Origin of the sequence: Desulfobaculum bizertense DSM 18034, assembly GCF_900167065.1 — a bacterium.
In the GTDB taxonomy this organism is placed as follows: domain Bacteria; phylum Desulfobacterota; class Desulfovibrionia; order Desulfovibrionales; family Desulfovibrionaceae; genus Desulfobaculum; species Desulfobaculum bizertense.
Window position 1 is genome coordinate 124,392 of sequence record NZ_FUYA01000007.1, and the last position, 21,602, is coordinate 145,993.

A 21,602-nucleotide genomic window follows, 5' to 3' on the forward strand; every position below is an offset into this window, starting at 1 on the left:
TTTTTTGAAAAGGGTATGACGTTTCGTATGACGAAAAGTAGACAGAAAAAGGCAAATCCAAGTCTTGTTTGGGCATTCCGACAGTATCTTGAGGTGGAGAAGGGCTATAGCGTCGCCACCATTCGAGCCTATGATCGGGATTTGGAGCAGTTTGAAAATTTTTTGAATGCCAGAAGTAAAACCCTTGAACGCCCGGCCGAACTTGAGCGACAGGATGTTCAGTCGTTTATGGCGGAGCTTCATCGCCAGCGTATGGCAAAAACAAGCGTCGCCAGAAAGCTGTCCTCACTTCGGACGTTTTTTCGATACATGGCGCGTGAAGGTGAGATTCAGCATAATCCCAGTTCAGGGGTGCGAAATCCCAAGCAGGAAATTCATCACCCCAAGGCGCTGAATGTGGATCAGGCTTTGGCACTGATGGAAGCAGAAGCCGCAGATAACCCGCGTGCGCTCCGAGACCTCGCGCTTGCCGAGTTGCTGTATGGCTCTGGTTTGCGCATTAGCGAGGCGCTTTCGCTCGATCTGGAAGATCTTGATTTGCGTTCTGCTGTGGTGCGGGTTTTTGGTAAAGGCTCAAAGGAACGAATGACGCCACTGTCAGGGGCAGGGGTGCAGCGTCTTGGGGCGTATCTGAAGGTTCGTGGAGAGTTTTCTCGTATGCCGTCGCAAAAAGCGCTGTTTTTGGGCGATCGGGGTGGTCGGCTCCAGCGTCGGCAGGCGTCGCGCATTCTGGAAAAGCTGTCGACAGAAGCAGGGCTGCCAGAAAAGGTGCATCCGCACATGCTGCGGCATAGTTTTGCGACACATCTCTTGGAGGCTGGCGCAGACCTGCGCAGTGTTCAGGAACTTTTGGGGCACTCTCGGCTTTCCACCACTCAGCGCTATACGCATCTGACCATGTCGAAAATTATGCAGACCTATGACAAGGCGCATCCGCGTGCTGCAAAAAAGAAATAAGTTTTCCTAGAGGTCTTTTTGCATGGGGACAAAGCGAATGCCGTGAATGTCCTGCATATCCTGTGTCGGCCGGAATCCAAGCCGAGTATACACCGGGATGGCACAGGGTGAAGAGTTGACTGTGATGGTGCAGTCTTTTGTGAACGTGAAAGCCTTGTTGAGAAGCGCGGTGGCAATGCCTTTGCCGTGCCAGTCGCAGTGCGTAAAAAGCAGGGCAATGTGTCTGCCTTTTTGTACTTCGAGGAGGCCAATTATTTGGGTGTTGTGCCGCGCAATAAAAAAAACAGACTCAGCAGAAAAGCGCTGGCGCAGAGCTGCTGGGGTGATGAATGCAAAGAACTGTTCCTGGCCGGTCTGGCTGTAATCTGGAGCGATGCAACGCAAAAAGACCGAAGCAACGAGTTCGCGGGCCGCAGGAATTTCCTGCTCCGTCATGGTATGAAGGGTAAAAGACATAATTGTGTGTTGTGAAGAAAGCCGGGGCTGTTGCTCTGGCCTTTTTTATGACTGAAATTCACATTCGCGCTGGTGCAGTGCCGCAATGTCTGGATCTGGTTCCAGCACATCACCAAGCTCTGGGCCAAGGATCTTTCCGGGCCACTTGTAGAAGCAGTAGCCGTATTCCTTGACTGCAGTAATGATGCGTTTTTGACCGCCAGCTGCAAAGGGAAGGTGGGAGGGAAGAATAGACCCCTTGGACAGGCTGAGCTTGCCAAAAAGGTAGAGAATATTAAACGGCACACAGTTTTCTGGAGTCAGATCCCGTTCGATAACCAAATAGGTTTTGGGAAAGTTCAGGCCACAGTATGTCTTGTAAAGCGAAGTCATGGGTGTGCGTTCTCCCCGCGCTGAATTCAACAAACAGGACTGGACAAGATGCGTCTGCAAGAAAAGACGCAGTGCTTTGAATAAACGAGCCTGTCGTTCTCGACATACGACAAACTCTTTTGTGTTACGTTTTGAGTATAAAAAAGAAAACCTCGTAACCCTTATGATGAAGATATACTAAATAAGGTGTCAGCGCAATGACTTGTCGAAAAAGGGCGGAGAAGCCGGGGAAAGCCGCGTCAGCTCTGGATTTGTCGGCTTTCTGACAAAAAAGCGCCACCGGGGAGCAGTGGCGCTTTGGGTAACTGTTTTGATTTTTTACTGCTTTTGACATGCGAAGCCATAGGGGCACCAGTCGCAATAATGGCCGGGGGTGGATGTGAAAACCGGGGTTTTGAGCATGTGTGAGAGGACAAAGCGCAGAGCGCGGGGCGTGTATTCACAAATGGCATCTTCTCGGATTTCTTCGCTATCTGCGTCGGAAAACAGCTCTGATTCCATTCCCTCGGTGCGCAGTTCAACCCAGCCTGCATTGGCAGGTACAACGCCATTTTCCAGATAATACAGGTAAGCGTAGAGCGGGAGCTGGAGACTCGGAAGTTTTTCTGCAAGCATCACCAAAAGCTCGTCGTCTGCTGTTTCCTGTTCATAGCCTCGGGCGATGTCGTCCCAAAAATCAATGTCTGTCCAAATCCCACGCTTGGGCATGGGCATCCCACCGGTTTTGTAATCCAGAATAGTGATTCCACCCGCGCGTTCATCCACACGGTCAAGGGTGCCCTGCAACAGAATGTTCAGGTCGCCAATGGGTGTTTTTTGGTCGATCTTTTCCTCAAGTTTGAGGATCGTGGTCGTGCCCTGATTTTTCAAGAAACGGCGCAGGCGTTCGCGACCGCTCAGGTTAAGCCCTTCGCGCATGTCCCACGGCATCTGTTTGAAGAATTTTGAGTCAGTAAGCCTGCGGGTAAATTCATCCTGCAGGTCTGCGGGATCAAGTGTGCTCAGGTTCGTGAGTTCGCCGCGGTATGGCAAAAAAAAGTGGTGCAGCACGTCGTGCACAATGGTGCCGAGTTCTGCTGGATCGCCCGCTTCGTTTACTTCGTCCAGTGGCTTGAGTGGAGTCAGGTACTTATAAAAGAACATCACCGGGCAGCGCAGGTAACTGTCCAGAAGCGACGGCGAAAGCGAACGCTTGTGGAGCATGTCCAGCAGACGGTTCTGGATGGTTCCGGTCTTTTCAATTTCAGTTTCCCGAAGTGGGATGCCCCGGATGGGGAAGCTGACTGTTTTGACAGGCCCGGTGCCCGGTTCAATGAGATGTCCCTCCCGCTTTTCTTCTTCCCAAAGCAGCTCTTCGACAAACCTGCTTCGGACACTTTTGCCACCAAGAGCGCCCGCGCCATCCTCACCATTGCGATAATAAATGCAGACGTCCTGAGCACCAGCCAAAAGCCGATGGAAGTTGTGTGCTGAAACAAGGCTCCTGTGGCGGTGGTCCGGCAGACCGAGTTCGCGGCGAAGCGGTTCTGGCAAAAGTGGGTCATAGGCCGTGCTGCCGGGGAGTTTGTCATCTGTGGCGTCTAGAATGTGGACATGCGAAAAGCGCAGAAGACGGGATTCCAGAATACCCATGATTTGCAAACCAGACAGTGGCTCTGCCTCAAACGGGACGCGTTCACGGTTAATGAACTGGCGCAGGATGGAGTAGAGCACTGACGGAGAATAGGTATCGTGGCTGATTTGGCTGTCGGTCAGCGTCGGAATGGATTCCTTGACCAGCCTAAACAGACATTCGGCGTCAATGGGGAACTTATGCCACTGGGAACTGCCCTCGTCCTCAGGCAGGAGCACATCCGCAACACCAAGCAGGGCGTCACCAAGTCCGGCAAGAGAATTGACGCTCTCAAAGGCTGTGCAGCAGGCCCGGAGCACTTCGTGCAGGCCTTCGAGCTGTGCCGTTTTAAATGCATCATCAGCATCATCTGGCCAGTTTTCTGTCTGCGGCACCCATTCCAGCGGATTGAGATATTTTCCGCCACGACGGATAGCCTTTTCAAATTCTCGCAAAATGGCTCGCAGGGGCACGGTGCCCTTGGGTGTGAGCATTTTGATGTAGGGGTGGCGCAAGAGGTTGATAAGTTCGCGCCAGTAGTAGCGTCCCGGTCCCTGAGATGTTTCCTGCAGGCGCAAAATAATGTCTACAAGGCGGTGCAGGTTGGAGTGGGACAGAGGGTAGCCCATGGAAATATTGATGTCTTTGTCGGGCAGGTGGTGGAGCACAGGCATCAGTGAAGACGTATCTGGAACCACGACTGCCGTGTCGTGTCCATCCGTTCCGGCCATGTTTTTTTCCAGTTCCCGGAGCTGAGAATGCAGGTCAAAGCCCTCAATGAACTGGATGTCTGGGCGGGGTGCTGTTCGGGGACTGACGGCTAGGTCTGTGAGTTCGGCCTTGGCTCCCCAGCGTTTCAGCCAGCGGAGGTGCTCTTTGCAGGTCCAGTGCGCCCGGTCTGGCTCGTCAACAATGGCCGGGTCCGTGTGGAACACAACGCGTGCTGCGTCTGCTTTCCACAGCGTTTCAAAAATGGCGTTTTCTGTTCCGGTCAGCGCGTAGAAGCCTGCAATCCAGATTTGCTTTTCTTTGGCAATGGCGACCAGCTCTTCTGGGTGAGAGGCAACAAAACAGGCGTCGCGGCCCGGCGTGGTCCAGCCCTTGGCTTCCAGCATCTTTTCATACTGCTCATGGATGGCAGCCAGCTGTTCCAGAAGTGCGGCGGCCATTGGCTGTACTTCTCCAGAAAGGTGCAGCAGGTTTGCTGGGGTGCGGCCATGGCGGAAGAACTCTTCCAGCAGTTCTGCAAGGCGGACGCCCCATGGGTAGAAATGCTCCCGTTCAACGGGCAGTCGGGAAAGCAGCCCTTCACCGGACTGATGCAGGTCCTGAACAATGTCAAAAAGCATTCCAGCCCTGTCCAGAAGCGAAACCGTGCGCAGGGGGCGAGGGTCCATTTCCTGTCGCAGATGGGGAATCCATTCGTTGATGGACAGACCTTCTGGCAAAAAGAGAGGTTTTGGGACCTCTGGGTCCTGAGCAAGAAATTCCTGCAAGTGCCGTTGCGGGCGCTGGTGTGGGTAGAGAATGAGGACGTCGCGAAGCTCTGTCCCGTGCGCTTCGAGCAGCAGGCGCTTGAGAGTGGCGACAAAGTCGGCGCTCCAGTCAATGACGGTTACTTGCTGCATGGCTCGCCGTTCTCCTCAAGGTCGGATTCGGTGAAAATGGCGAGTCCGTTTTCACGACAGAGTGCGGCGAACAGGCCATCTCCGGGAACATGGATATGCTGGAATGTGCCATCATAAATGACACCTGCGCCACAGCTTGGAGAGCGCTCCTTGAGCACGGCTGCCGTGCATCCGGCGAGCGAGGCAATGCGAAACGCTTCCTGTGCTCCGCGTGCAAAGTATTCGGTGACGTTTTCGTCTCTGTCATTCCAGACCTCGACAGCCTCACCATTTTTACGGATTTCACAGCAGGGGCGAGGTGTGGGCAGACCACCGAGCTGCTCTGGGCAAACCGGAATGGCCCGGCCCTGTCGCACCAGCTCAACGACAGCTTCGCAGAGGTTATCCCCGCCACTATATTTACAGCAGCATCCTGCAAGACATGCGCTCACAATAATTTTTTTATGCGTGTTCATTTGTCGTCTCCGGGTTGGATGCAGAAACCGTCACGGTTTCCTGCTTGTCGAGGTAAAGAATGATGCCGCGATATGGGGCCGAAAGTCCGGGCATGGCCTGCGTCAGGCGCAGATAGCGCCGGACCTGGTCAATGTGCTCCTCACGTTTGCCACCTGTTTTGTATTCCACCACAAGTGTTCCGGAATCATTGGTGACCAAAAGATCTGGACGGTGTTCGTTACCGTCTTTGTCGAGTATGGGGCACTCTGGAGAACCTTCTGTAATCCACTGTACAAAATCAGGCACTTCGACAGCCCAGCGAAGGAGTCCCTCGGCTTCGGCTGTAATGGCCTCACGCTTGCGATCCCCAATGGGCAAAATGTCGACGTGCGCAGCTACGGCACTTGCTGCGGCCCGGTGAATGTCTTCCGTCATGTCGCCAGTAAAGTGCAGGCGGTCCATTGCTTCGTGCATGAGTGTGCCACGGGCGCGTTCATCCCAGTTGCGTCCAGACAGCATATCTTCCCGCGTGACGTCTTTGGCAAAGTGACGGTGAATTTTGAGGCGGGGGAGCCATGCCATTGGGCGCGCTGCGGTTTCTGATGCGTCATCAAAGAGCTGTACTGGTGCGGTGTGCTCTTCGTCGTTTTTGCTTTCCTCTTTTGGGAGGCTGTCGGTTTCTGCGCGTTGCGTATCGCTTGGGGCGACCTTTTTTTCTGCTTCTGGTCTGGCGGCGTCCTGAGTGAGGGCGTCAGCGGGATCACTCTCGAGGAGCTGGTCCACGTAACTCCCGTTGAAATCCGGGGCAAAGTCTGGCTCATAGCTTTCGCCAAGGCTGCCGTTTTCATCAACGTCTGGTACAGGTTCGGCATCGCGCGTGCAATAGAAGTCCTCTGGCAACTCATCAAGATAGCTCGAACCTGCAAAGCTTTCGTCGTCAGGAACGGGCGCTGTTTCTTCATGGGCTGTGCTTCGGCGTTCAGTCCGGGGCTGTGGATTTTCGCCATAGTCCAGCACCGGAGTCCCCTCAAAATCTTCATCCCACGGCAAGGCGCTGGTGATTTTCTCCAGCCCGCGCACCATTGGATAGCGGGTTCGAAATGCCGGTGTGCTGGTTAAAAAGGCATACAGTTCATCCACCGGGCGAGTCCACGCAACGTAAAGCAGGTTGAGCTGTTCCTGCAAAATCGCGGTCAGGCGCTCCCAGTAGAGCGGGCCAAAGTCCTTGCTCCGCAGGGGAGAAAGCAGGTGCATTGAGCCAATTTCTGTGATGGCGAGTTCGTTATGCATATTGAACTGCCAGTGATGGAAGGGCACAACGCAGACCGGGAACTCCAGTCCCTTGGATTGGTGGATGGTCATGACGCGGATAGCATCAATGCTGTCTGGCAGGGGGACTTTTTCTTCACCGCCAGAGTCGCGCCAGTAGTCCAGAAATGCAGAAAGTGATTGGTGCCCGGCTTCCTGTGCGCAGTGGATGACTTCCATAAAGCGCCGCACAAAGAGTTCGTCTTTGGGGTTGCGTTCAATGACCCGGAAGTGGCGGCAGATTTCCTGCACCATGTCGTACGGACTCATAAGCCCAGCCTGAAGCTGAAACGGTGAAATATGCCGGTCCCACAGCTCTGGGAATGCCTCGCGAAAGCGTGGGAAAAGCGGGCTGTGGGAACAGGTACAGAGCCAGTTGCTGAGGTCCTTGATATCCACGCCTGTGTGACGCAGGAAAATATCCTCACCAGAAATGAACTCCCAGAATGCAAGGTCATCAAAGGGATAGTCCATAAAGGTCATTATGGCCACGAGCTGGCGAATGAGCGGATGCTCGGCAAGGCTCAGGCTGTTTTCCGTGATGACTGGCACACCCCATTCAATGAGCCAGCGCGAAACCTCTGCAGCTTCGGAGTTGGTGCGAACCAGCACGGCAACGTCACCAAAGGGGCGGCGCTTGGCGAGATTTTCAACAAGAAGCTGATGGAGTTTTTCGCGGACATTTTCAAAGAGTCCGTCCTTGTCATCTCCTTCAATTTTCTGGAGCTGGACAAAGCCACCAGAGCCGAGTTTGTGCTCTGGGACGTCCTGCGCTGCACCATGAAAAAGATGCTGAATGCGCTCGGCAAAGCGTTCGATAGCGTCCCCGGCTCCCTTGGTGTCTTTGGGGAACATGGCCGTGGCAAGCTCCGAGGCGTTTTCTGGGGATTCCAGCGCGCTAAAGATTGTGTTGTTAAAGCGGATGATGCGTTCGGTGCTACGCCAGTTGTTGGGCAGTGAACGCCGCTCCGGATCTGTCATGGCGAGCAGTTCCGGATCCTCCGGTACTTCGTCAAAAAGCGCTGCATCGCCACCACGCCAGCCGTAAATGGCCTGCTTGATGTCGCCAACAAAGAACATGCTGCCGCCCTTGGCAAGGCATTCCGCGGCGAGTGGGTGCAGGGCTTGCCACTGGTCGCGGCCTGTGTCCTGAAATTCGTCAATGAGGATGTGCATGAGCCTTGTGCCCATGCGGCAGTATGCGTCAGGCACTCCTGTGTCGTGGTCCAGAAGCCGTGTTGCAAGGGAAGGGCACAGGCTGTTCAGCAGTACGCCGCTTTCGGTTTCTTTGCGCTCAAGATCCTGCAAAATTCGGTCAGCAAGTGGAACAAAAGGCGCAAAGTTCCGGGCGCCTTCAATGGCCGGGCGCAGGGATTTGTATGCAGTCCATGCCTGCTGGAGATTCTGGAACACTGCTTCGTCTGCGGGGCTGACATCGTCCTGCGACTTTTTGTTGACGCAGTCGCAAAAGCTCATGTTGAGCATGAGCTTGGAGTCTGGGGTTTTGTCTGTGCCAGAGAAGGCAAGGCATTTGTCCAGAAAGTTCAGGAAATGCTTTTTGACGGCCAGCCTGTTTTGAACCTGTGTTTGCAGCTCGCGTGCTGCATTTTGCATTGCAAAGCGCAGGTCATTCAGGATGTCATTCAGTTTTTGTGGGTCGGTTTCGAGCTGCTCGCTGTGCGTCAGACGAAAGCGAAGCACATCCAGCAGGCGCTGGCGGAAAGATGCGGAAAGATCAAAGCCTTTTTTTTGCTCAAGGTAGAGCATGGCCTGAAGGGCATTGAGTAGAAGCTGCTGCTCTTCGGTGTGCCCGTTTTCGGCCTGTGCAGCCAGCTCGTCAAACAGCTCTTCGAAGAGTTCATTGATGTCAAAAATAACAGTGAAGTCGGGAGAAACGCCAACATCCAGCGCAAAGATGCGCATGAACATGTTGAGCAGGCTATCAATGGTTCGGATGTTGAGCTGGTGATAGTGGCGCAGAATTCGGGTGAGCCAGAGGGCGGCCTCGTTTGCCTTCCATTCTCCGGCTGGGCCGCTTTTGTCGCCAAGGGCGCGGGCCTTGAGCGAGCTGATGACGCGCTCTTTCATTTCTGCGGCGGCCTTGTTGGTGAATGTCACGGCCATGATTTCTGACCAGCCATAGCCTTCACCGGGTATGGCTCCGCAGGCGGCTGGAACACCGTCATTGGCATTTTTGAGCAGTCGCAAAAAACGGCTGGTGAGTTCAAAGGTTTTTCCGGAACCAGCAGAAGCTTTGACCTGTTCGAGCATGATGGAGTCCAGCCAGAGGCGGGTTAGGATTGAGTACAGGGGGCCTGGTGTTTTCGACCGTCCAGAATCATCAGGAGGACTGCGCCAAGAATCAGGGCGCTGCCAATGTATCCGGCAAAGGAGAAGTGCTCACCCCACCAGACAAAGGCCATTGAGGAGGCCACAACAGGCTCAATGGTGGCAATGATGGAGGCACGGGTTGCCTCAAGGTGAACAAGGCCAGCACAGTAGACCGTGTAGGCCAGATAGGTCGAAAGAATACAGATCGCAAAAATGGCGCCCCAAACATACGGGGTTTTGTCATGAAATTCTACAAAGGGGAAAAGGAGAACGGCCCCAAGCGGAAGCCCCCAGATAAAAAGCTGGGGTGTCGTATAGCGGGGGAGCAGAAGCTTTCCGAAAATAAAGTACATGGCGTACGTCATGCCAGAAAGGACGCCAAGGATGAGCGCGAGTCCTGTGACCTCTGATCCACCGCCGAGCACACCACTGACACCCGCTACCCCAAGAAGGGTTGCGCAGACAGCAGCCAGTTTTACTGGGGTGAGCTTTTCTTTGAGGAAAAGTCGGGCAGCAATCGCAACCCATGCAGGAGACGTATACATCAGGACGCAGGCAAGGGCTGCGCCGCCTTCCTGAATGGCGAGCTGATACACTCCGTAGAAAGCCGCAATGCAGATTAGCCCAAAGCCGCCGACGAGTGGAATGTCGTTTTTGGCAATGGTGAGAGAACCACCCCGGATGGCCTGAAATGCAAAGGGAAAAAAGGGAATGACGCAACGCCAGAAAGCGATTTCCAGAGGTTCAATGCCAAGCGAAAATGCGTATTTTGCCAGAGGGCCAGTAATGCCCCAGAGCACCGCAGCCGTAAAAACGTACAGATAGCCTTTTGCAGAATTCATTGCAGAACCTGAACCATGCGTGAAAAGTGAAGTCCAAAAGCGGAATGACGGCAAAACGGTTCTGATGTTCTGCGGCGAGATTGTCGCGTAATATTCTGAAACCGTTTACTTCTTTTTGTCGCCACCAAAGATGTTTTGCAAGCCCTTGTTGATGCCGTCAAGAATGTCTTTGCCAACATCGATGGTGCCTTTGCCCACATCTTCGCCAACGTCGAGAGCTTTTTTGCCCACATCAAGTGGCGAAGTCATGATGGTGTAGGCGGTTTCCTTGAGAAACTGCACGGTGTCAAGGGAATAGGTCGGCTTGTACACGGGGCCGGTAACGGTGAAGGGGATTCGTGGCAAAGCTGTGATGCTAATGATCGCATTATAATTCAGCTGATAATCGCCGCGAAGGTCCAGCGTTCCTGCTCCCTGTCCACTCAGGCGAGGGGCTGTAACTCGGGTATTTTTTGTTTGCAGGAGGCCGTTTCTGACTGTGAAATCAGAGCTGAGCCGTTCGTATGGCTGCTGCTTTTGGATTTTTCCTGAGATGTCAGACGGACTTTTTTCAATGGCGGCCTGTTTGACTGGTTCGGGAATGATGGAAAAACCTCGGAAGACGCCATTTTTCATGACAAGTTTGGCGTTGCCGTTCAGGCTTCGGCGCACGGTATGCCACGTAAAGCCATTGGCGCGGGCATTGATGTTCAGATCGACTCGCCCGGTGACGTAGTCTTTTCCTGCGAGGTCCGTCAGCGCCTTGCCAAGGTCCACATTGCGGGCCTTGGCAACAAGCTGATTGCGAGGAGTTTTGCCCCGAAAGTCTCCCTGTGCATCAGTCACCAGCTTGCCGCTGGAAAAGTCCGTGCTCAGTGGGTTGATGCGAATGAGTCCGTCGCGGGCTTTGACTGTGCCCTTGATGTTGTTGAGCCGCAGTTTTTTGAAGCGGAATTCGCCAAGCTGGACCGTGCCTTCCATTGTCACGTGACGCAGGAAGTCAATGACGGGGTTCTCGGCGCTGTGCTTTTCTGCTGCAGTGTCTTTCGTGGGGGTGTTGTCTTTCGACGTGGCCTTGCCCTTGGCGTTTTTTTGGGCGGCATTCCCTTTTTTCTGTGCAGGGGGCAGGTACCTGTTCAGGTCGAGACTGTCTCCCTTGAGGGCAAAGCTTAGGTTTGGTTCCCTAAAGCTTTTGATATTGGCATGACCTGAAACCGTCGTGTCATCCAGATTGAGCTGGAGAGAGAGGATGTTCAGGAAGTCCATGCCCCCAGTGGCGGAAATTTTGAGTGCGCCAGCAGAAAGGGCTTTGGGGTCTGCTGTTTTGGGAACTGGAATTTGCAGGAGCTTGAGCAAAGCCCGGGGCTTGACCTGCGTCATAACCAGATCCGCGGCGTACTCAGGTGCGCTGTTCAGCTTTTCAGCTGTGACAACTCCTGTAATTTCTGCCTGTGGTGTTTTGAGGTCCAGATTTTCAACAGAAAAGCTGCCTTCGTTCAGATCAATAAGAATATTGGCGTGAATTTCGGCCTGAACACCTTCCTTGGCAATTTCATCTGCCTTGGCCGTGATGGAAAAAGCAGCGTTTTTGTACTGCTGGCGGCGGAAGTTTTTGTCGATGTTTGCCGTGCTGGTGAGCTGGACAATGCCTTCTTTGTCGTTGTGGGCAATACGGCCGGAAATATCCAGATCAAAATCTCGACCTGGGGCCATTGCTCCGGTGTTCAGATTGAGCTGGTCGAGAATCAGCTTACGGTTTTCGACAGCATCATCCCAGCAGAGGCTTGCATTTTTGAGCTGGAGGTCGGCAATGGCAAAAGACTCTGGCGTCAGCGAAAAACCAGAGTTCGTCTTTTCCTTTGGAGATGACTCTGCGTGTTTTTCGCTTGTACTTTTGTCCTTTTGCGCCGCGCGTTCAGTCTTTTCTTTCCTGAACTCTGTGATGTCTTCCCAGTTTGTTTGGCCGTGTTTGTTACGGGCAAGGTTGAGAGAAACACCATCAAGCATAAGGCTTTGGATACGCAAATCTCGATTAATAAGCGGAAGGAGCTGCACCTGTATGGAGCTGTGCCGTGCTTCAAGGAATGGCTGTGGCCCAAAGCCTTCTGCATTGGACAGGGCTATGGGACCAAGGTCCACGCCAAGCCACGGGCGAAGAGCAATGGAAAGGTCTCCATCGAATCGCAAATTTCGACCCGTCTGTCGTTTTACTTCCCTGATGATGTCAGACTTGTAGGAATTGGGGTCAAGAAGCTCTGGGGCCAGTACAAGCCCAAGGGCACCAGCGGTGCACAGGACAAGAAAGAAAAGCCCAAAGAGAAGGACGCCTTTTTTCATAGTGACTCCATCAGGAAAAACGTCTTGCCACAGGGCGTGCGGCGCAAAGCCAAACGTGCGCCACAACGCGTCGGATTCTCATGCACGAAAGTTTACTCCAGAGAAACTTCAACCGTAAAGGCTCCACATGCCGTGGAGAACGGTATTGCAAGAATGGGTTCTTTGCAGATGTGAGAAATTGTGTGATTTTTCCCCATAATAACAGAGGGAATACCACCATCAAACTTGGTGCCAAGGGCTGAAAGGCCCTGACGAGCCTGACCAGAAATCATATTGGTCAACTCGCCCACTGCATCGCGAATTTCTGCCCCCATTTCTGTGATTTCTTCACCCAGCATCCCACTCACAACCCGCAGGATGCACGCTTCGCTAAAGGTTACGGAAATTGTTCCGTTACGATCACCTGAAAGGCTGATAATGCCCGTCACATCCCCAACTGCCTGTGAATCTTTTTTGATGTATGGCTTGCCGGGCGTTGCCTCGACCATCGCCATCATGGACAGAACACTTTGCACAGCGTTCAAAAATGGCTTCACAATGCGGACATCTTCCTTAACATTCATCTCTTTTATCCTTTTGAAATCTGGTCAGCTCTTGCCGCTCTCTCCCGTGTGCAAAAGAGCAATTCTTTACGGTGAGATATGTCCTACCTGACTTGTGTCGCACTTGCAAAAAGAAGCTCTGCGATGGCCCGTATAGCCTCCGGGGTAGAGGAGCCTGACGCGATGACGCAGGGAGCCGCTGTTTTGTTGAGTATGGCGTCTGCTGTTCCCAGTGTGGCAACATAAAGTTTTCCGGCATTTCTGGATTCCAGAGCGCGAACCAGTTCAAGCTGTTCTGGCGCCTTGGCTGTTTTACGGGTCAGGACAATGCAATCTGCATCACGAAGGTGTTTGAGCACTCGCAAAATGAGTTCCTGACTGGGGCGGCGGGGAAGTTTGATGAGTCCCGTTCCTGCTGGGAATGATGCCTCAACGGTCTGCTGTGACGGTGTGTCGCCAAAAGTAATAACAGCAGGGGGGATGGCTCCACGTATGGGGAGCTGTTTGTGGGTGTCGCGGAGAATTTTTGTCCCTTTTCGCGCCAGCATAAGGGCTGCGGCCCGGTGCTTTGGGGTGCCAACCATGTGGCTTGCCGCGAGTGGAGACTGGAACGAAGGACTGAGGATATTGTACGCCTTTTTTGTCTTGAGGATGCGCAGCACGGAGGCGTTGAGTCGGGCCTCAGAAATTTTCCCGTTTTTCACTGCGTCTCGTACGGTACGGATTGCAGCAAGAGCTTCTTCTGGTTCGTGTCCTTTATCTGCACCAAAAAGCAAAATGTCTGCACCTGCTTTGAATGCCCGTACTGCGGCCTGTCCTGAGCCGTAGGTGTTGGCAATGGCTCCCATGCCCAGTGAATCAGTAATGATAAGGCCGTTAAAGCCCATTTTTTTTCGCAGGAGTTCCGTTAGAATTTTATGGGAGAACGTCGCGGGCTGGTTCGGCGTAGGATCAAGCGCTGGCACAAAGAGGTGTGCGGTCATGATGGCCGGAGCGTCTTCTGCGAGTGCCGAGAATGGGGCAAGCTCTGTCTGTTGCAGGCGTGCAAGCGAGTGGGGCACAACTGGCATTGCGTTATGTGAGTCAACGCTGGTGTCGCCGTGTCCTGGGAAGTGTTTTAGCACTGGGATGACCTTTTGCGCCACATAGGCGTCTACAGCCGCGCGGCCAAAGCGGGCTACCATGTTAGGATTATTTCCAAAAGATCGTGTGCCAATAATTGGATTATCCGGGTTTGAATTCACGTCCACGGATGGCGCAAAGTTCATGTTCAGTCCGACCGCAGTCATTTCCTGTGCAAGGAGTGTTGCGGCCCGGCTTGCGGAAATCGCTGTGTCTGTGTGCCCGATGCTTAAATTCGACGGGAGAACAGTAAAGCCTTTGGTCAGGCGGGTGACAGGACCACCTTCCTGGTCGATGCTCATGAACAGACCAAGGTCAGCACCAGTGCGCAGCGCAAGTTTTTGGGCTGCCGTGCTGAGTGTGGTGATTTGTTCAGGTGATTTTGTGTTGCCGGTAATGGAATAAAAAATAAGCCCACCGACATGGTATTCACCAATGGCTTTCTGCAAAAATGGAGACATTTCTCCACCCTTGAACCACACTATAAAAAGCTGACCAACTTTTTCGTCAAGCGTCATCGTCTTGAGTATTTCCTCTGGCGAAACTCGTGGCGCAGACTGCGCATTCGAAACAGGAAAGACCCAAAGCAGAAGCGCAAGCAGGATGTACAGATGTTTTTTTCGCATGCTTATAGAATCGGAAATATTCTCTTCTCTTGTCAAGATTATGCATCCTCAGCATCCCTTTGCAAAAGAACACTTTTAAATCATAGCAACTCACTGTAATCATGAAAAAATGGAGAGAGCACTTGAAGTAAATGCTCGCCTGTGCTTAACTAAACGCATGGACGGAGAACTATGCTAGAGTCTCTCTGTATGTTCCCGTCCTCGATCGCGGCAATACACTCTTTTCGTCGCGTGTATATGGTTTTTAGTGAATATATCCCCCGGTGTGTATGGAGGTGGATTATGGATTATTCGCAGAAGGATATCCCGCTAGAAATACATCACGGAGAAATTTTGTCTTTTGAAAATGGACAGACTCTCCGCTTTGAAAGCAATGGCGAAGCCAAAGACCTCTTTTTTGGCGATGAATGGTCCCCAACTATTCAGCTCTTCCCCGCCTGTGACTACTCTTTTGAGAACGCAGGCGATAACTACAAAGCTACCGCCCTTTTCGAGGATGGACTCAAGGTCGAAAAGATTTAACCCGTGCCTAGCGCCGGGGGATTGATGTTTGGAAAGCCCTCGAAAGAGGGCTTTTTTATGGTGTGTGGGAGAAGATTGGGGGTCCGCTCAGCGCGCGAGGGCTGGATGGGTGGGAGGGGGAAGTTGGGGGCCAGCCCCCAAACCCCCGCGTAAGGGAATGATTCCCTTACGTATCCTCATCGAGTTTGAATTCCATCCACGCTTCGCGTGAATGAAATTCAAACTTGTTGGGCATAACGTCGAGAGCGTCTTTCTCTTCTGCGAGTTGCCACCATTTTCTTTCTGAACGCTTGCGTTCAGAAAGAAAGGACTGGAGCGCAAAGAAAAGAACACACGGGACGCCCACTAGACCAAAATTAAAGGGCCGGATGTAAGGGAAAGCCAACGGCTTTCACACATCCGGCCCTTTAATTTTGGGCGATAGCGGGATTCCCAAGGGCCTCGTCCTTGGGCGGGGTCAAGGGGCAGCGCCCCTTGCAGGGCTTGGGACAGAGTCCCAATAAAACACCCGCCCACCCGGCGCCTAACGCTGCCCGATGAATTGAACGACAGAGCTTTTCCCTGTGTGAAGCTTCCCTTCGTAGACAGATCGAATGCGCTCCTGCAAAAGGATGCGCCGCAAGGAGGGGAACTCGTCGCGTAAAATTTGAGCAGTCATAAGCCGCTTGGCGTCCTGCGGCCCACCGGTGTCACGGTTGAGCTGGTCGGGGGTGTACGCTTCGAGAATAATGATGCCGCTGGGGCGAAGCGTTTTTGCGCAACGCTGATACAGGGGGACGCGCACTTTTGGTGGAAGATGGCAAAAGATGGAAATAATGCCGTCATACTCGCTGGGGGGAAGGGGGAAGTCTGCGAGATTGGCTTGAATGGTTGTGATGCGGACACCGCGCTGCCTTGCGAGGGACTGGGCCTTGTCGAGACCAATGCGAGAGGCGTCAACGGCGGTGACGCGAAATCCCTGCTGCGCGAGCCAGACGGCATTGCGTCCTTCGCCTTCGCCGAGGCTCAAAAGATGCCCGCCGGGGGTGAGGTGTGAAACAGAGCGAGTCAAAAAGGCGTTGGGACATGTCCCAAAGGTAAAGCCTTCCTCAGAATATCGACGATCCCAAAGTGGTGTGCGTTCCATGCAAAAGCTCCATGCTTGCGACCTCAAAGATCAAATGGTGAGGAGAGCGTAGCAAAAAAAGCTCAAGCGGGAAAATACGGGGAGGGAGAAGCTAGGCCGCGTGCGACCCTGTGCTCTCGTAGCGCCGATGAGCCTGACGCAAGATGTCAAGATTGTCGGCTTCGAGAAGAAGGGGGCGGGGCAGACTTACAAGCCGTGGGTCAACCGGAAAACGGTTGCCAAGTGGGGTTAACATGCCGCGCAGATTCGCAAAACGCTTTTGCAGAAGAAGATTCTTGGCACGCGCAAGGGCGTCGGCACCAATGGGGTCAAGCTGCCGGGAAGGGCAGGACTCTGGATGCAAGAGCAGGTCGTGGACCGTTGCAATGCTGATTTCCATCTGGTTGCAAAAATAAAAGCGTAAACCATGCGGGGCTAAATGCTTGGAAAGCAACCGCAGGGAACCGTCAACGCCTTTGTTGTTGCTGAGATGCATGCTGTCGCCAACGAGACGCTTCTTGAGAGAGAAGGACAGAGGGCGAAGTGGCTGCTGTCGGCGAATGGAGCGAAAGAGCGCGCGGTCTTCTGCCTTGTGTTCCTTTCGCATGAGGCGGCGGGCCTTGCGTGGAGACCAGAGAACATAGTTGTCTGCAAGAAGCTCTGCGTAGACGTGTGGCAGTGTTCCGCCAAGAGGCATGGCAGAAACAAGATTTGGCACATAGTAGTTGTGCGCAACAGTGTCGGCGGCAAGATGGCTCATGTAGCCGAGGGCGTATGCCTGTACTTCTGTAGACTTGGCCTGCTGGAGAATACCTTGGGCAACGGACCAGTTGTGACTGTGTCCGGGACGGGGACGGGAGCCTTTGCCCACAAAAATGTCGGGGCTGAGGCAGCCATAAAGAAAAGAGTCGCCATGCGAGGCGAGAATACCGGCAACAACCGGACTCAGGAGTGCCAGGTTGTTTAGAAAGAATTCACCAATTGCCATATGAACACCTGGCCCCCATGCGAATGCACTTTGGGCAGGCAAAAGCAGTAAGAGTACTGCAAAAGAGACGACAATGGAGATTTTTGACATGATTCGCGACTGCATCGGCATAAGGTAATCAAGCTTATGTGAAAGTCAATAAAAAGACCGGTAAAAAAAAGAGGAAAAGGCTACAGTAAAATGTGTCATTTTGACAAAGTCTTAGAGTGAACCGGGGAGACTGTGCTCCCCGGTGTGTGCCTAATCTTCTGGAGTGCCAAAACAGGAACGCATGTACTGAAACTGCCCGGTTGATTCAAGAACTGCTCGCCAGTAGTCGGAATGCGTATCGATTTTTCTACGCTGCCCAGTGACGAGCTTGAGGGGGAGATGGATGTAGTGCTCACGCATCCTGCTGATGACAACGCCGGTCTTGCCGCCCATTGCGGCGTGGACTGCGTGCTGCCCAAGGAAACCGCAGTAAATTCGGTCGTTGGCGTTGGCTGCAACGGAACGGATAATGTAACTCGGGTCAATGTACTTGAGCGTGTGCGGAATTTTTTGCTCTGAGAGATACTCAGGAATCCGTTTGCGCAAAATTCCGGCAATGTCGCCAAGGATGGGGTTGCCCGAAGCATCTGTTTTTCGTGATGCATCTGTCAGGTCCTGACCGGCTCCCTCGGCAACAACAATAACGGCGTGGTGGCGTTTTTTGAGCCGTTCTGCCAGCCCCTCAAGGAGTCCTTTTTCTCCTTCAAGCGTGAACGGTGATTCCGGGATGAGAACAAAATTGACGACCTTGAGGGCGAGTGTTGCCTGTGCAGCAATAAAGCCGGATTCGCGCCCCATGAGCTTGACCAGACCAATGCCGTTGTACGCGCCGTTTGCCTCGGTGTGCGCACACTGAATTGCTGTTGTGGCGGCTTCGACGGCGGTGTCGAACCCAAAGGACTGATAGACAAAGCTGATGTCGTTATCAATGGTCTTTGGGATGCCAATGATGGCGATTTTCAGCTTCCGCTTCTGCACCTCGTTGAGAATGCTTTCGGCCGCTCGCATGGTGCCGTCTCCGCCCACCATGAAGAGAACGGAAATGTTCATGCGCTCAAGGGCATCAACAATTTCCTCGGGATTCTGTGGCCCTCTGGATGATCCCAGCATTGTCCCGCCAAAGGTGTGGATGTCGCCAACTTTTTCGGGGGTTAATTCCAGAATGTTGTGCCCATACTTGGGAATGAAGCCTTCCAGACCATAACGGATGCCAATGGTCGCTGCGACCTTGTAGTTGTAGTGCGCTTCCATGACGATGGCCCGAATGACGTCATTGATGCCGGGGCAGAGTCCACCACAGGTCACAATGGCGCATTTGGTCTTTGACGGGTCAAAGTATGTTTTTTGGCGAGGGCCAGCGAGTTCGAAACGAAGAAGCTCTTCCTTGGTCTTACCGTCCGGCTGTGGGACGGGGATGGTAATTTTGGTGCTCTCGTCCGGCTCCATGAACTGGCAGTAGTGCATTCCAGATTTTATTTTTGCAGGTCCAAGCGTGGGAATGCTTGTGTTGATGCGAACTTTGCGTGTCTTTTTTGCCGGCATGTCGACTCCTCAATGCGCTAAAAAGGCCGAGGTGCAAGGTTATTTTTTGTGACAGTCTTTGCAGGAACGCGGGCCGTATTTAGCTGCTTTTTTCTTTTTGAGAGATTTGTGACACCCAAGACAGCTTATTGTCTTGGAGGAATGAAACGCTTTGTGAAAGGATCGTTTCCCCTGTTTGCTGTCAAAACGATCGTGACACCCCTTTGAGCTGCAAGACTGGAGCTGGCTTTTGCCATTCCAGGTGTGGTGGCACGACGTGCACTGGATCTTTGTGTGCTTGTCGTGAGAAAAATGCACAACTGGTTTGCTTGGCGTGTGTCCTTTGGGGATCTTTACCGCAAGTGAACCAGCAGGTGCATGGTGCGGAACTGCCATTGCAAGAGGGAGTGCGAAAAAAGCAATAACGGAACAAAGTGCCATGATACGAAAGATCTGTTTCATTCTTGTCTCCTCACCGTACAGAAATTTTAGAAGAGAAGTCAGAAAATCGTAGCAAGTTCACAGTGTCGCTTCAAGCCCCTTGCAATAAAAACAGCATTGCTCAAAACAGGAAAAAAGGCATCCCCTTTGGGAAACTGAAAAAAATCTGGAGGATGCGAGTGCCTGTGAAAACAGCGAAAGGGCGTATTACACGCGGTGCCCTGTCAAAAAATCCCACAAGGTGTGTGTAGATTGTTTTATTCTATATCAAGTGGCTCTTCTTTTATTGGCTTTCCTTTTTGGTGTGAGGCAATCCATCAGGGAGAACGGGGAGTTCCGTAGGTGGGAAGCTGTATTTATTTTGAATTTGATAATTTTTTTTATATGGCAATAGTACAATTTGAATTGTCAGTTTCTGCATCATACACGGTATTTCCTGATTCTTCTCCATTCCCCTTTTTTAAAAATTCCTCCAAGGTAGAGAGCTTTTTCTTGGGTGTATTATGCACGTAGGTCTCTGGTATTGTTTATGAAAATGTTTGCCGCAAAGCCAGATATAGTGTACAAGCCTTGTCGTGAAAAAGTCTCGCAAAGTTCATTTTCCTCAGCACGTTACAGTCTTTGAGCCTGCAGTGTACGCTGGGCTTCGTTGTGTGTGACGCTGTTTGTACGCATCGGTCACGATGAGAACTGGAGATACATTCTTGAGGGGAGAGGTCGCCGGATAAAGTATAGTAGTCCGGAGACTTGAACAACTATACGATGGAGAAATGTATGATATTCTGTCGACGAGCTCATAATGCGCTCAGCACCATGGTGCTTTCTTTCTGCTTGGTCCTGATGGCTTCTGTTGCTTTTGCTGCAGATGCTCCCAAGTATGTTTTTTATTTCATTGGTGACGGTATGGGGCCTGCACAGCGCCAGTCCGCCGAATACTTTTATAAAATGGAGACCAAAAACCCGGAAGCAAAACTGCTTATGAATAGCCTTGGCACCTCTGCACTGGTGACCACCTATTCCGACAGCACGCTGGTCACTGACTCCGCCGCAGGTGGTACCGCCCTTGCTACGGGTTTCAAGACGACCAACGGCATGATTTCCAAGCTTCCTGATGGCAGGGACATTAAGACCATTGCTGAGGCCGCTCGTGATGCTGGCTTTGCTGTTGGTCTGGCGACGACCACCCGCATCACTCACGCAACACCTGCATCTTTTTCCGCTCATAACATGAGCCGTGGCAATGAGAACGAAATCGCCGTGGATCAGCTGAACTCTGGATTTGATTATCTGGCAGGCGGCGGCTTCCGTCACTTTGTGGCCAAGGGCAATGCCGAAGGTCTCAAGTCCAAGCGCAAAGACGGGCGTGATCTTGTGGCTGAGTTCAAGGCTAAAGGCTACACAACGTTTGTTGGTGATAGCGCTCGTGATGCGTTCCGTGCCTATCAGCCCAAAAAAGGTGACAAGGTTCTGGCTTCCCTGTGTTACAGCGCAGTGGGAATGGAAATTGACCGCCGTTTCAGCACAGAAAAAGTGAACGCTATGCCCGCACTGTCCGAGCTGACTGAAAAGGGCATTGAGCTTCTGTCTGCTCAGGAGAAGCCGTTTTTCATGATGGTTGAAGGTGGCCGCATTGACTACGCTTCACACTGTAATGATGCCGCAGGCACCATTTATGAAACGCTGTCTCTGGATGCTGCTCTGGCAAAAGCTTATGACTTCTACAAAAAGCATCCCAAGGAAACGCTGATCGTTGTCGCCGCAGACCACGAAACCGGTGGCATGGCTATGGGCATTAGCCTTGATTCCAAGGGCTACTTCCTGAAGCTGAAAGAACTTTGCAAGGTGAAAGCCTCTGTGGAAGACGTTCTGGCCTCTGTTTATCCTGAAATGATTAAGGAATACCCCGATGTGAAAAGCCGTCGCAAAGCCTATCTGGCGTACGTGGCTGAAAACTTTGGTCTGTCTGACCTTAATCCTCAGGAGCTGAAAAAGCTGGAGACAGCTATGGCTGTTGAAGATCGTAACCAGACCCTGAGTTTTGAGGACAAGACCACCTACGGGTATGCCTACACCCCCACCATGATTGCCGTGGCTCATCTGGTTTCTGAGCGCGCCCGTATTGGCTGGACCTCCTACGTCCATACCTCTTCGGTGATCGCGTTGTCCGCAGAAGGATGTCAGGCTCAGCAGTTTGCCGGGTTCCGGGATAACACCGACCTTCCCCGTACCATGGCAAAGCTCATGGGTGTGAAACTCTCTTCGTTTGATGTGGACCCCTCCAAGGCGCTTTTGGGCAAGACCGTTGGTCCCGATGAAAAATACTCTAAGCTCCCTTATGGCAAGACCCAGAACGTTGCCGGGAAGAATTAGTCCCGACATGTTGCTGGCCGAAATTGGCCATACCATGCGAGTGCGTGCCCTGACTGTGTTGTTATGACAGTGTTGGGG

Annotated in this window: 17 protein-coding genes; 3 read left to right on the forward strand and 14 right to left on the reverse strand. The window is 52.7% G+C overall.

What is annotated here, in order from left to right; all coding sequences use genetic code 11:
- The first annotated feature begins 27 nt into the window (after window positions 1-27).
- Window positions 28-957 carry a tyrosine recombinase XerC gene (xerC, locus tag B5D23_RS11130; protein WP_144012609.1) on the forward strand — a complete coding sequence of 310 codons (930 nt, stop codon included), beginning with the start codon at window positions 28-30 and terminating at the stop codon, window positions 955-957.
- A gap of 6 nt (window positions 958-963) precedes the next feature.
- On the opposite strand, the gene B5D23_RS11135 is transcribed toward xerC, so the two are convergent.
- The 9 genes from B5D23_RS11135 to B5D23_RS11175 all read right to left on the reverse strand — a co-directional run bounded on the left by B5D23_RS11135 (window position 964) and on the right by B5D23_RS11175 (window position 14,547).
- The gene (locus B5D23_RS11135) at window positions 964-1,413 is read right to left on the reverse strand and encodes a GNAT family N-acetyltransferase (RefSeq protein WP_078685516.1); all 450 of its coding nucleotides are present in this window, start codon (window positions 1,411-1,413) and stop codon (window positions 964-966) included.
- 45 nt (window positions 1,414-1,458) lie between these two features.
- Window positions 1,459-1,785: a hypothetical protein gene (locus B5D23_RS11140; RefSeq protein ID WP_078685517.1), complete on the reverse strand. Its 327-nt coding sequence runs from the start codon at window positions 1,783-1,785 to the stop codon at window positions 1,459-1,461.
- A 318-nt stretch (window positions 1,786-2,103) separates the two neighbouring features.
- Window positions 2,104-5,025, reverse strand: coding sequence for a PD-(D/E)XK nuclease family protein (locus B5D23_RS11145; RefSeq protein ID WP_078685518.1), 2,922 nt, complete (start codon window positions 5,023-5,025; stop codon window positions 2,104-2,106).
- A complete protein-coding gene (locus B5D23_RS11150; RefSeq protein WP_078685519.1) occupies window positions 5,013-5,480 on the reverse strand; it encodes a 2-thiouracil desulfurase family protein in 468 nt (155 codons plus the stop codon). Before B5D23_RS11150 ends, B5D23_RS11145 begins: the two co-directional genes overlap by 13 nt.
- Window positions 5,467-9,039 carry a UvrD-helicase domain-containing protein gene (locus B5D23_RS11155; protein ID WP_078685520.1) on the reverse strand — a complete coding sequence of 1,191 codons (3,573 nt, stop codon included), beginning with the start codon at window positions 9,037-9,039 and terminating at the stop codon, window positions 5,467-5,469. The genes B5D23_RS11150 and B5D23_RS11155 overlap by 14 nt, the downstream gene beginning before the upstream one ends.
- Before the next feature lie 23 nt (window positions 9,040-9,062).
- On the reverse strand, window positions 9,063-9,941 hold the full coding sequence (locus tag B5D23_RS11160; protein WP_078685521.1) for a DMT family transporter: 879 nt from the start codon (window positions 9,939-9,941) through the stop codon (window positions 9,063-9,065).
- A 105-nt stretch (window positions 9,942-10,046) separates the two neighbouring features.
- Window positions 10,047-12,257, reverse strand: coding sequence for an AsmA family protein (locus B5D23_RS11165; RefSeq protein WP_078685522.1), 2,211 nt, complete (start codon window positions 12,255-12,257; stop codon window positions 10,047-10,049).
- Between the two features lie 92 nt (window positions 12,258-12,349).
- The gene (locus B5D23_RS11170; RefSeq protein WP_078685523.1) at window positions 12,350-12,820 is read right to left on the reverse strand and encodes a chemotaxis protein CheX; all 471 of its coding nucleotides are present in this window, start codon (window positions 12,818-12,820) and stop codon (window positions 12,350-12,352) included.
- A gap of 83 nt (window positions 12,821-12,903) precedes the next feature.
- Window positions 12,904-14,547 carry a glycoside hydrolase family 3 protein gene (locus tag B5D23_RS11175; RefSeq protein WP_078685524.1) on the reverse strand — a complete coding sequence of 548 codons (1,644 nt, stop codon included), beginning with the start codon at window positions 14,545-14,547 and terminating at the stop codon, window positions 12,904-12,906.
- A 282-nt stretch (window positions 14,548-14,829) separates the two neighbouring features.
- Here B5D23_RS11175 and B5D23_RS11180 point away from each other — a divergent pair, with 282 nt between their 5' ends.
- On the forward strand, window positions 14,830-15,069 hold the full coding sequence (locus tag B5D23_RS11180; RefSeq protein WP_078685525.1) for a hypothetical protein: 240 nt from the start codon (window positions 14,830-14,832) through the stop codon (window positions 15,067-15,069).
- Between the two features lie 523 nt (window positions 15,070-15,592).
- Here B5D23_RS11180 and B5D23_RS11190 read toward each other — a convergent pair.
- The 5 genes from B5D23_RS11190 to B5D23_RS15070 all read right to left on the reverse strand — a co-directional run bounded on the left by B5D23_RS11190 (window position 15,593) and on the right by B5D23_RS15070 (window position 19,578).
- The gene (locus B5D23_RS11190; RefSeq protein WP_078685527.1) at window positions 15,593-16,195 is read right to left on the reverse strand and encodes an SAM-dependent methyltransferase; all 603 of its coding nucleotides are present in this window, start codon (window positions 16,193-16,195) and stop codon (window positions 15,593-15,595) included.
- A gap of 91 nt (window positions 16,196-16,286) precedes the next feature.
- Window positions 16,287-17,162 carry a zinc dependent phospholipase C family protein gene (locus tag B5D23_RS11195; RefSeq protein ID WP_159445980.1) on the reverse strand — a complete coding sequence of 292 codons (876 nt, stop codon included), beginning with the start codon at window positions 17,160-17,162 and terminating at the stop codon, window positions 16,287-16,289.
- Between the two features lie 240 nt (window positions 17,163-17,402).
- A complete protein-coding gene (locus B5D23_RS11200) occupies window positions 17,403-18,734 on the reverse strand; it encodes an ATP-dependent 6-phosphofructokinase (RefSeq protein WP_078685529.1) in 1,332 nt (443 codons plus the stop codon).
- 39 nt (window positions 18,735-18,773) lie between these two features.
- Window positions 18,774-19,175, reverse strand: coding sequence for a cytochrome c3 family protein (locus tag B5D23_RS11205; RefSeq protein WP_078685530.1), 402 nt, complete (start codon window positions 19,173-19,175; stop codon window positions 18,774-18,776).
- Window positions 19,176-19,437: 262 nt separating this feature from the next.
- Window positions 19,438-19,578, reverse strand: a complete 141-nt coding sequence (locus B5D23_RS15070; protein WP_159445981.1) for a hypothetical protein — start codon at window positions 19,576-19,578, stop codon at window positions 19,438-19,440.
- Between the two features lie 350 nt (window positions 19,579-19,928).
- Between B5D23_RS15070 and B5D23_RS11210 the strand changes: the two genes are divergently transcribed.
- A complete protein-coding gene (locus tag B5D23_RS11210; RefSeq protein ID WP_200803658.1) occupies window positions 19,929-21,524 on the forward strand; it encodes an alkaline phosphatase in 1,596 nt (531 codons plus the stop codon).
- Window positions 21,525-21,602 lie beyond the last annotated feature (78 nt).

Bases quoted from the DNA above. Each gene is read 5' to 3' on its own strand.
- B5D23_RS11170 (WP_078685523.1), bottom strand. From the start codon at position 12,820: ATGAATGTTAAGGAAGATGTCCGCATTGTGAAGCCATTTTTGAACGCT.
- B5D23_RS15070 (WP_159445981.1), bottom strand. From the start codon at position 19,578: ATGATGCAGAAACTGACAATTCAAATTGTACTATTGCCATATAAAAAA.
- B5D23_RS11140 (WP_078685517.1), bottom strand. From the start codon at position 1,785: ATGACTTCGCTTTACAAGACATACTGTGGCCTGAACTTTCCCAAAACC.
- B5D23_RS11135 (WP_078685516.1), bottom strand. From the start codon at position 1,413: ATGTCTTTTACCCTTCATACCATGACGGAGCAGGAAATTCCTGCGGCC.
- xerC (WP_144012609.1), top strand. From the start codon at position 28: ATGACGAAAAGTAGACAGAAAAAGGCAAATCCAAGTCTTGTTTGGGCA.
- B5D23_RS11160 (WP_078685521.1), bottom strand. From the start codon at position 9,941: ATGAATTCTGCAAAAGGCTATCTGTACGTTTTTACGGCTGCGGTGCTC.
- B5D23_RS11175 (WP_078685524.1), bottom strand. From the start codon at position 14,547: ATGCGAAAAAAACATCTGTACATCCTGCTTGCGCTTCTGCTTTGGGTC.
- B5D23_RS11180 (WP_078685525.1), top strand. From the start codon at position 14,830: ATGGATTATTCGCAGAAGGATATCCCGCTAGAAATACATCACGGAGAA.
- B5D23_RS11165 (WP_078685522.1), bottom strand. From the start codon at position 12,257: ATGAAAAAAGGCGTCCTTCTCTTTGGGCTTTTCTTTCTTGTCCTGTGC.
- B5D23_RS11195 (WP_159445980.1), bottom strand. From the start codon at position 17,162: ATGGCAATTGGTGAATTCTTTCTAAACAACCTGGCACTCCTGAGTCCG.
- B5D23_RS11190 (WP_078685527.1), bottom strand. From the start codon at position 16,195: ATGGAACGCACACCACTTTGGGATCGTCGATATTCTGAGGAAGGCTTT.
- B5D23_RS11200 (WP_078685529.1), bottom strand. From the start codon at position 18,734: ATGCCGGCAAAAAAGACACGCAAAGTTCGCATCAACACAAGCATTCCC.
- B5D23_RS11155 (WP_078685520.1), bottom strand. From the start codon at position 9,039: ATGCTCGAACAGGTCAAAGCTTCTGCTGGTTCCGGAAAAACCTTTGAA.
- B5D23_RS11150 (WP_078685519.1), bottom strand. From the start codon at position 5,480: ATGAACACGCATAAAAAAATTATTGTGAGCGCATGTCTTGCAGGATGC.
- B5D23_RS11210 (WP_200803658.1), top strand. From the start codon at position 19,929: ATGATATTCTGTCGACGAGCTCATAATGCGCTCAGCACCATGGTGCTT.
- B5D23_RS11205 (WP_078685530.1), bottom strand. From the start codon at position 19,175: ATGAAACAGATCTTTCGTATCATGGCACTTTGTTCCGTTATTGCTTTT.
- B5D23_RS11145 (WP_078685518.1), bottom strand. From the start codon at position 5,025: ATGCAGCAAGTAACCGTCATTGACTGGAGCGCCGACTTTGTCGCCACT.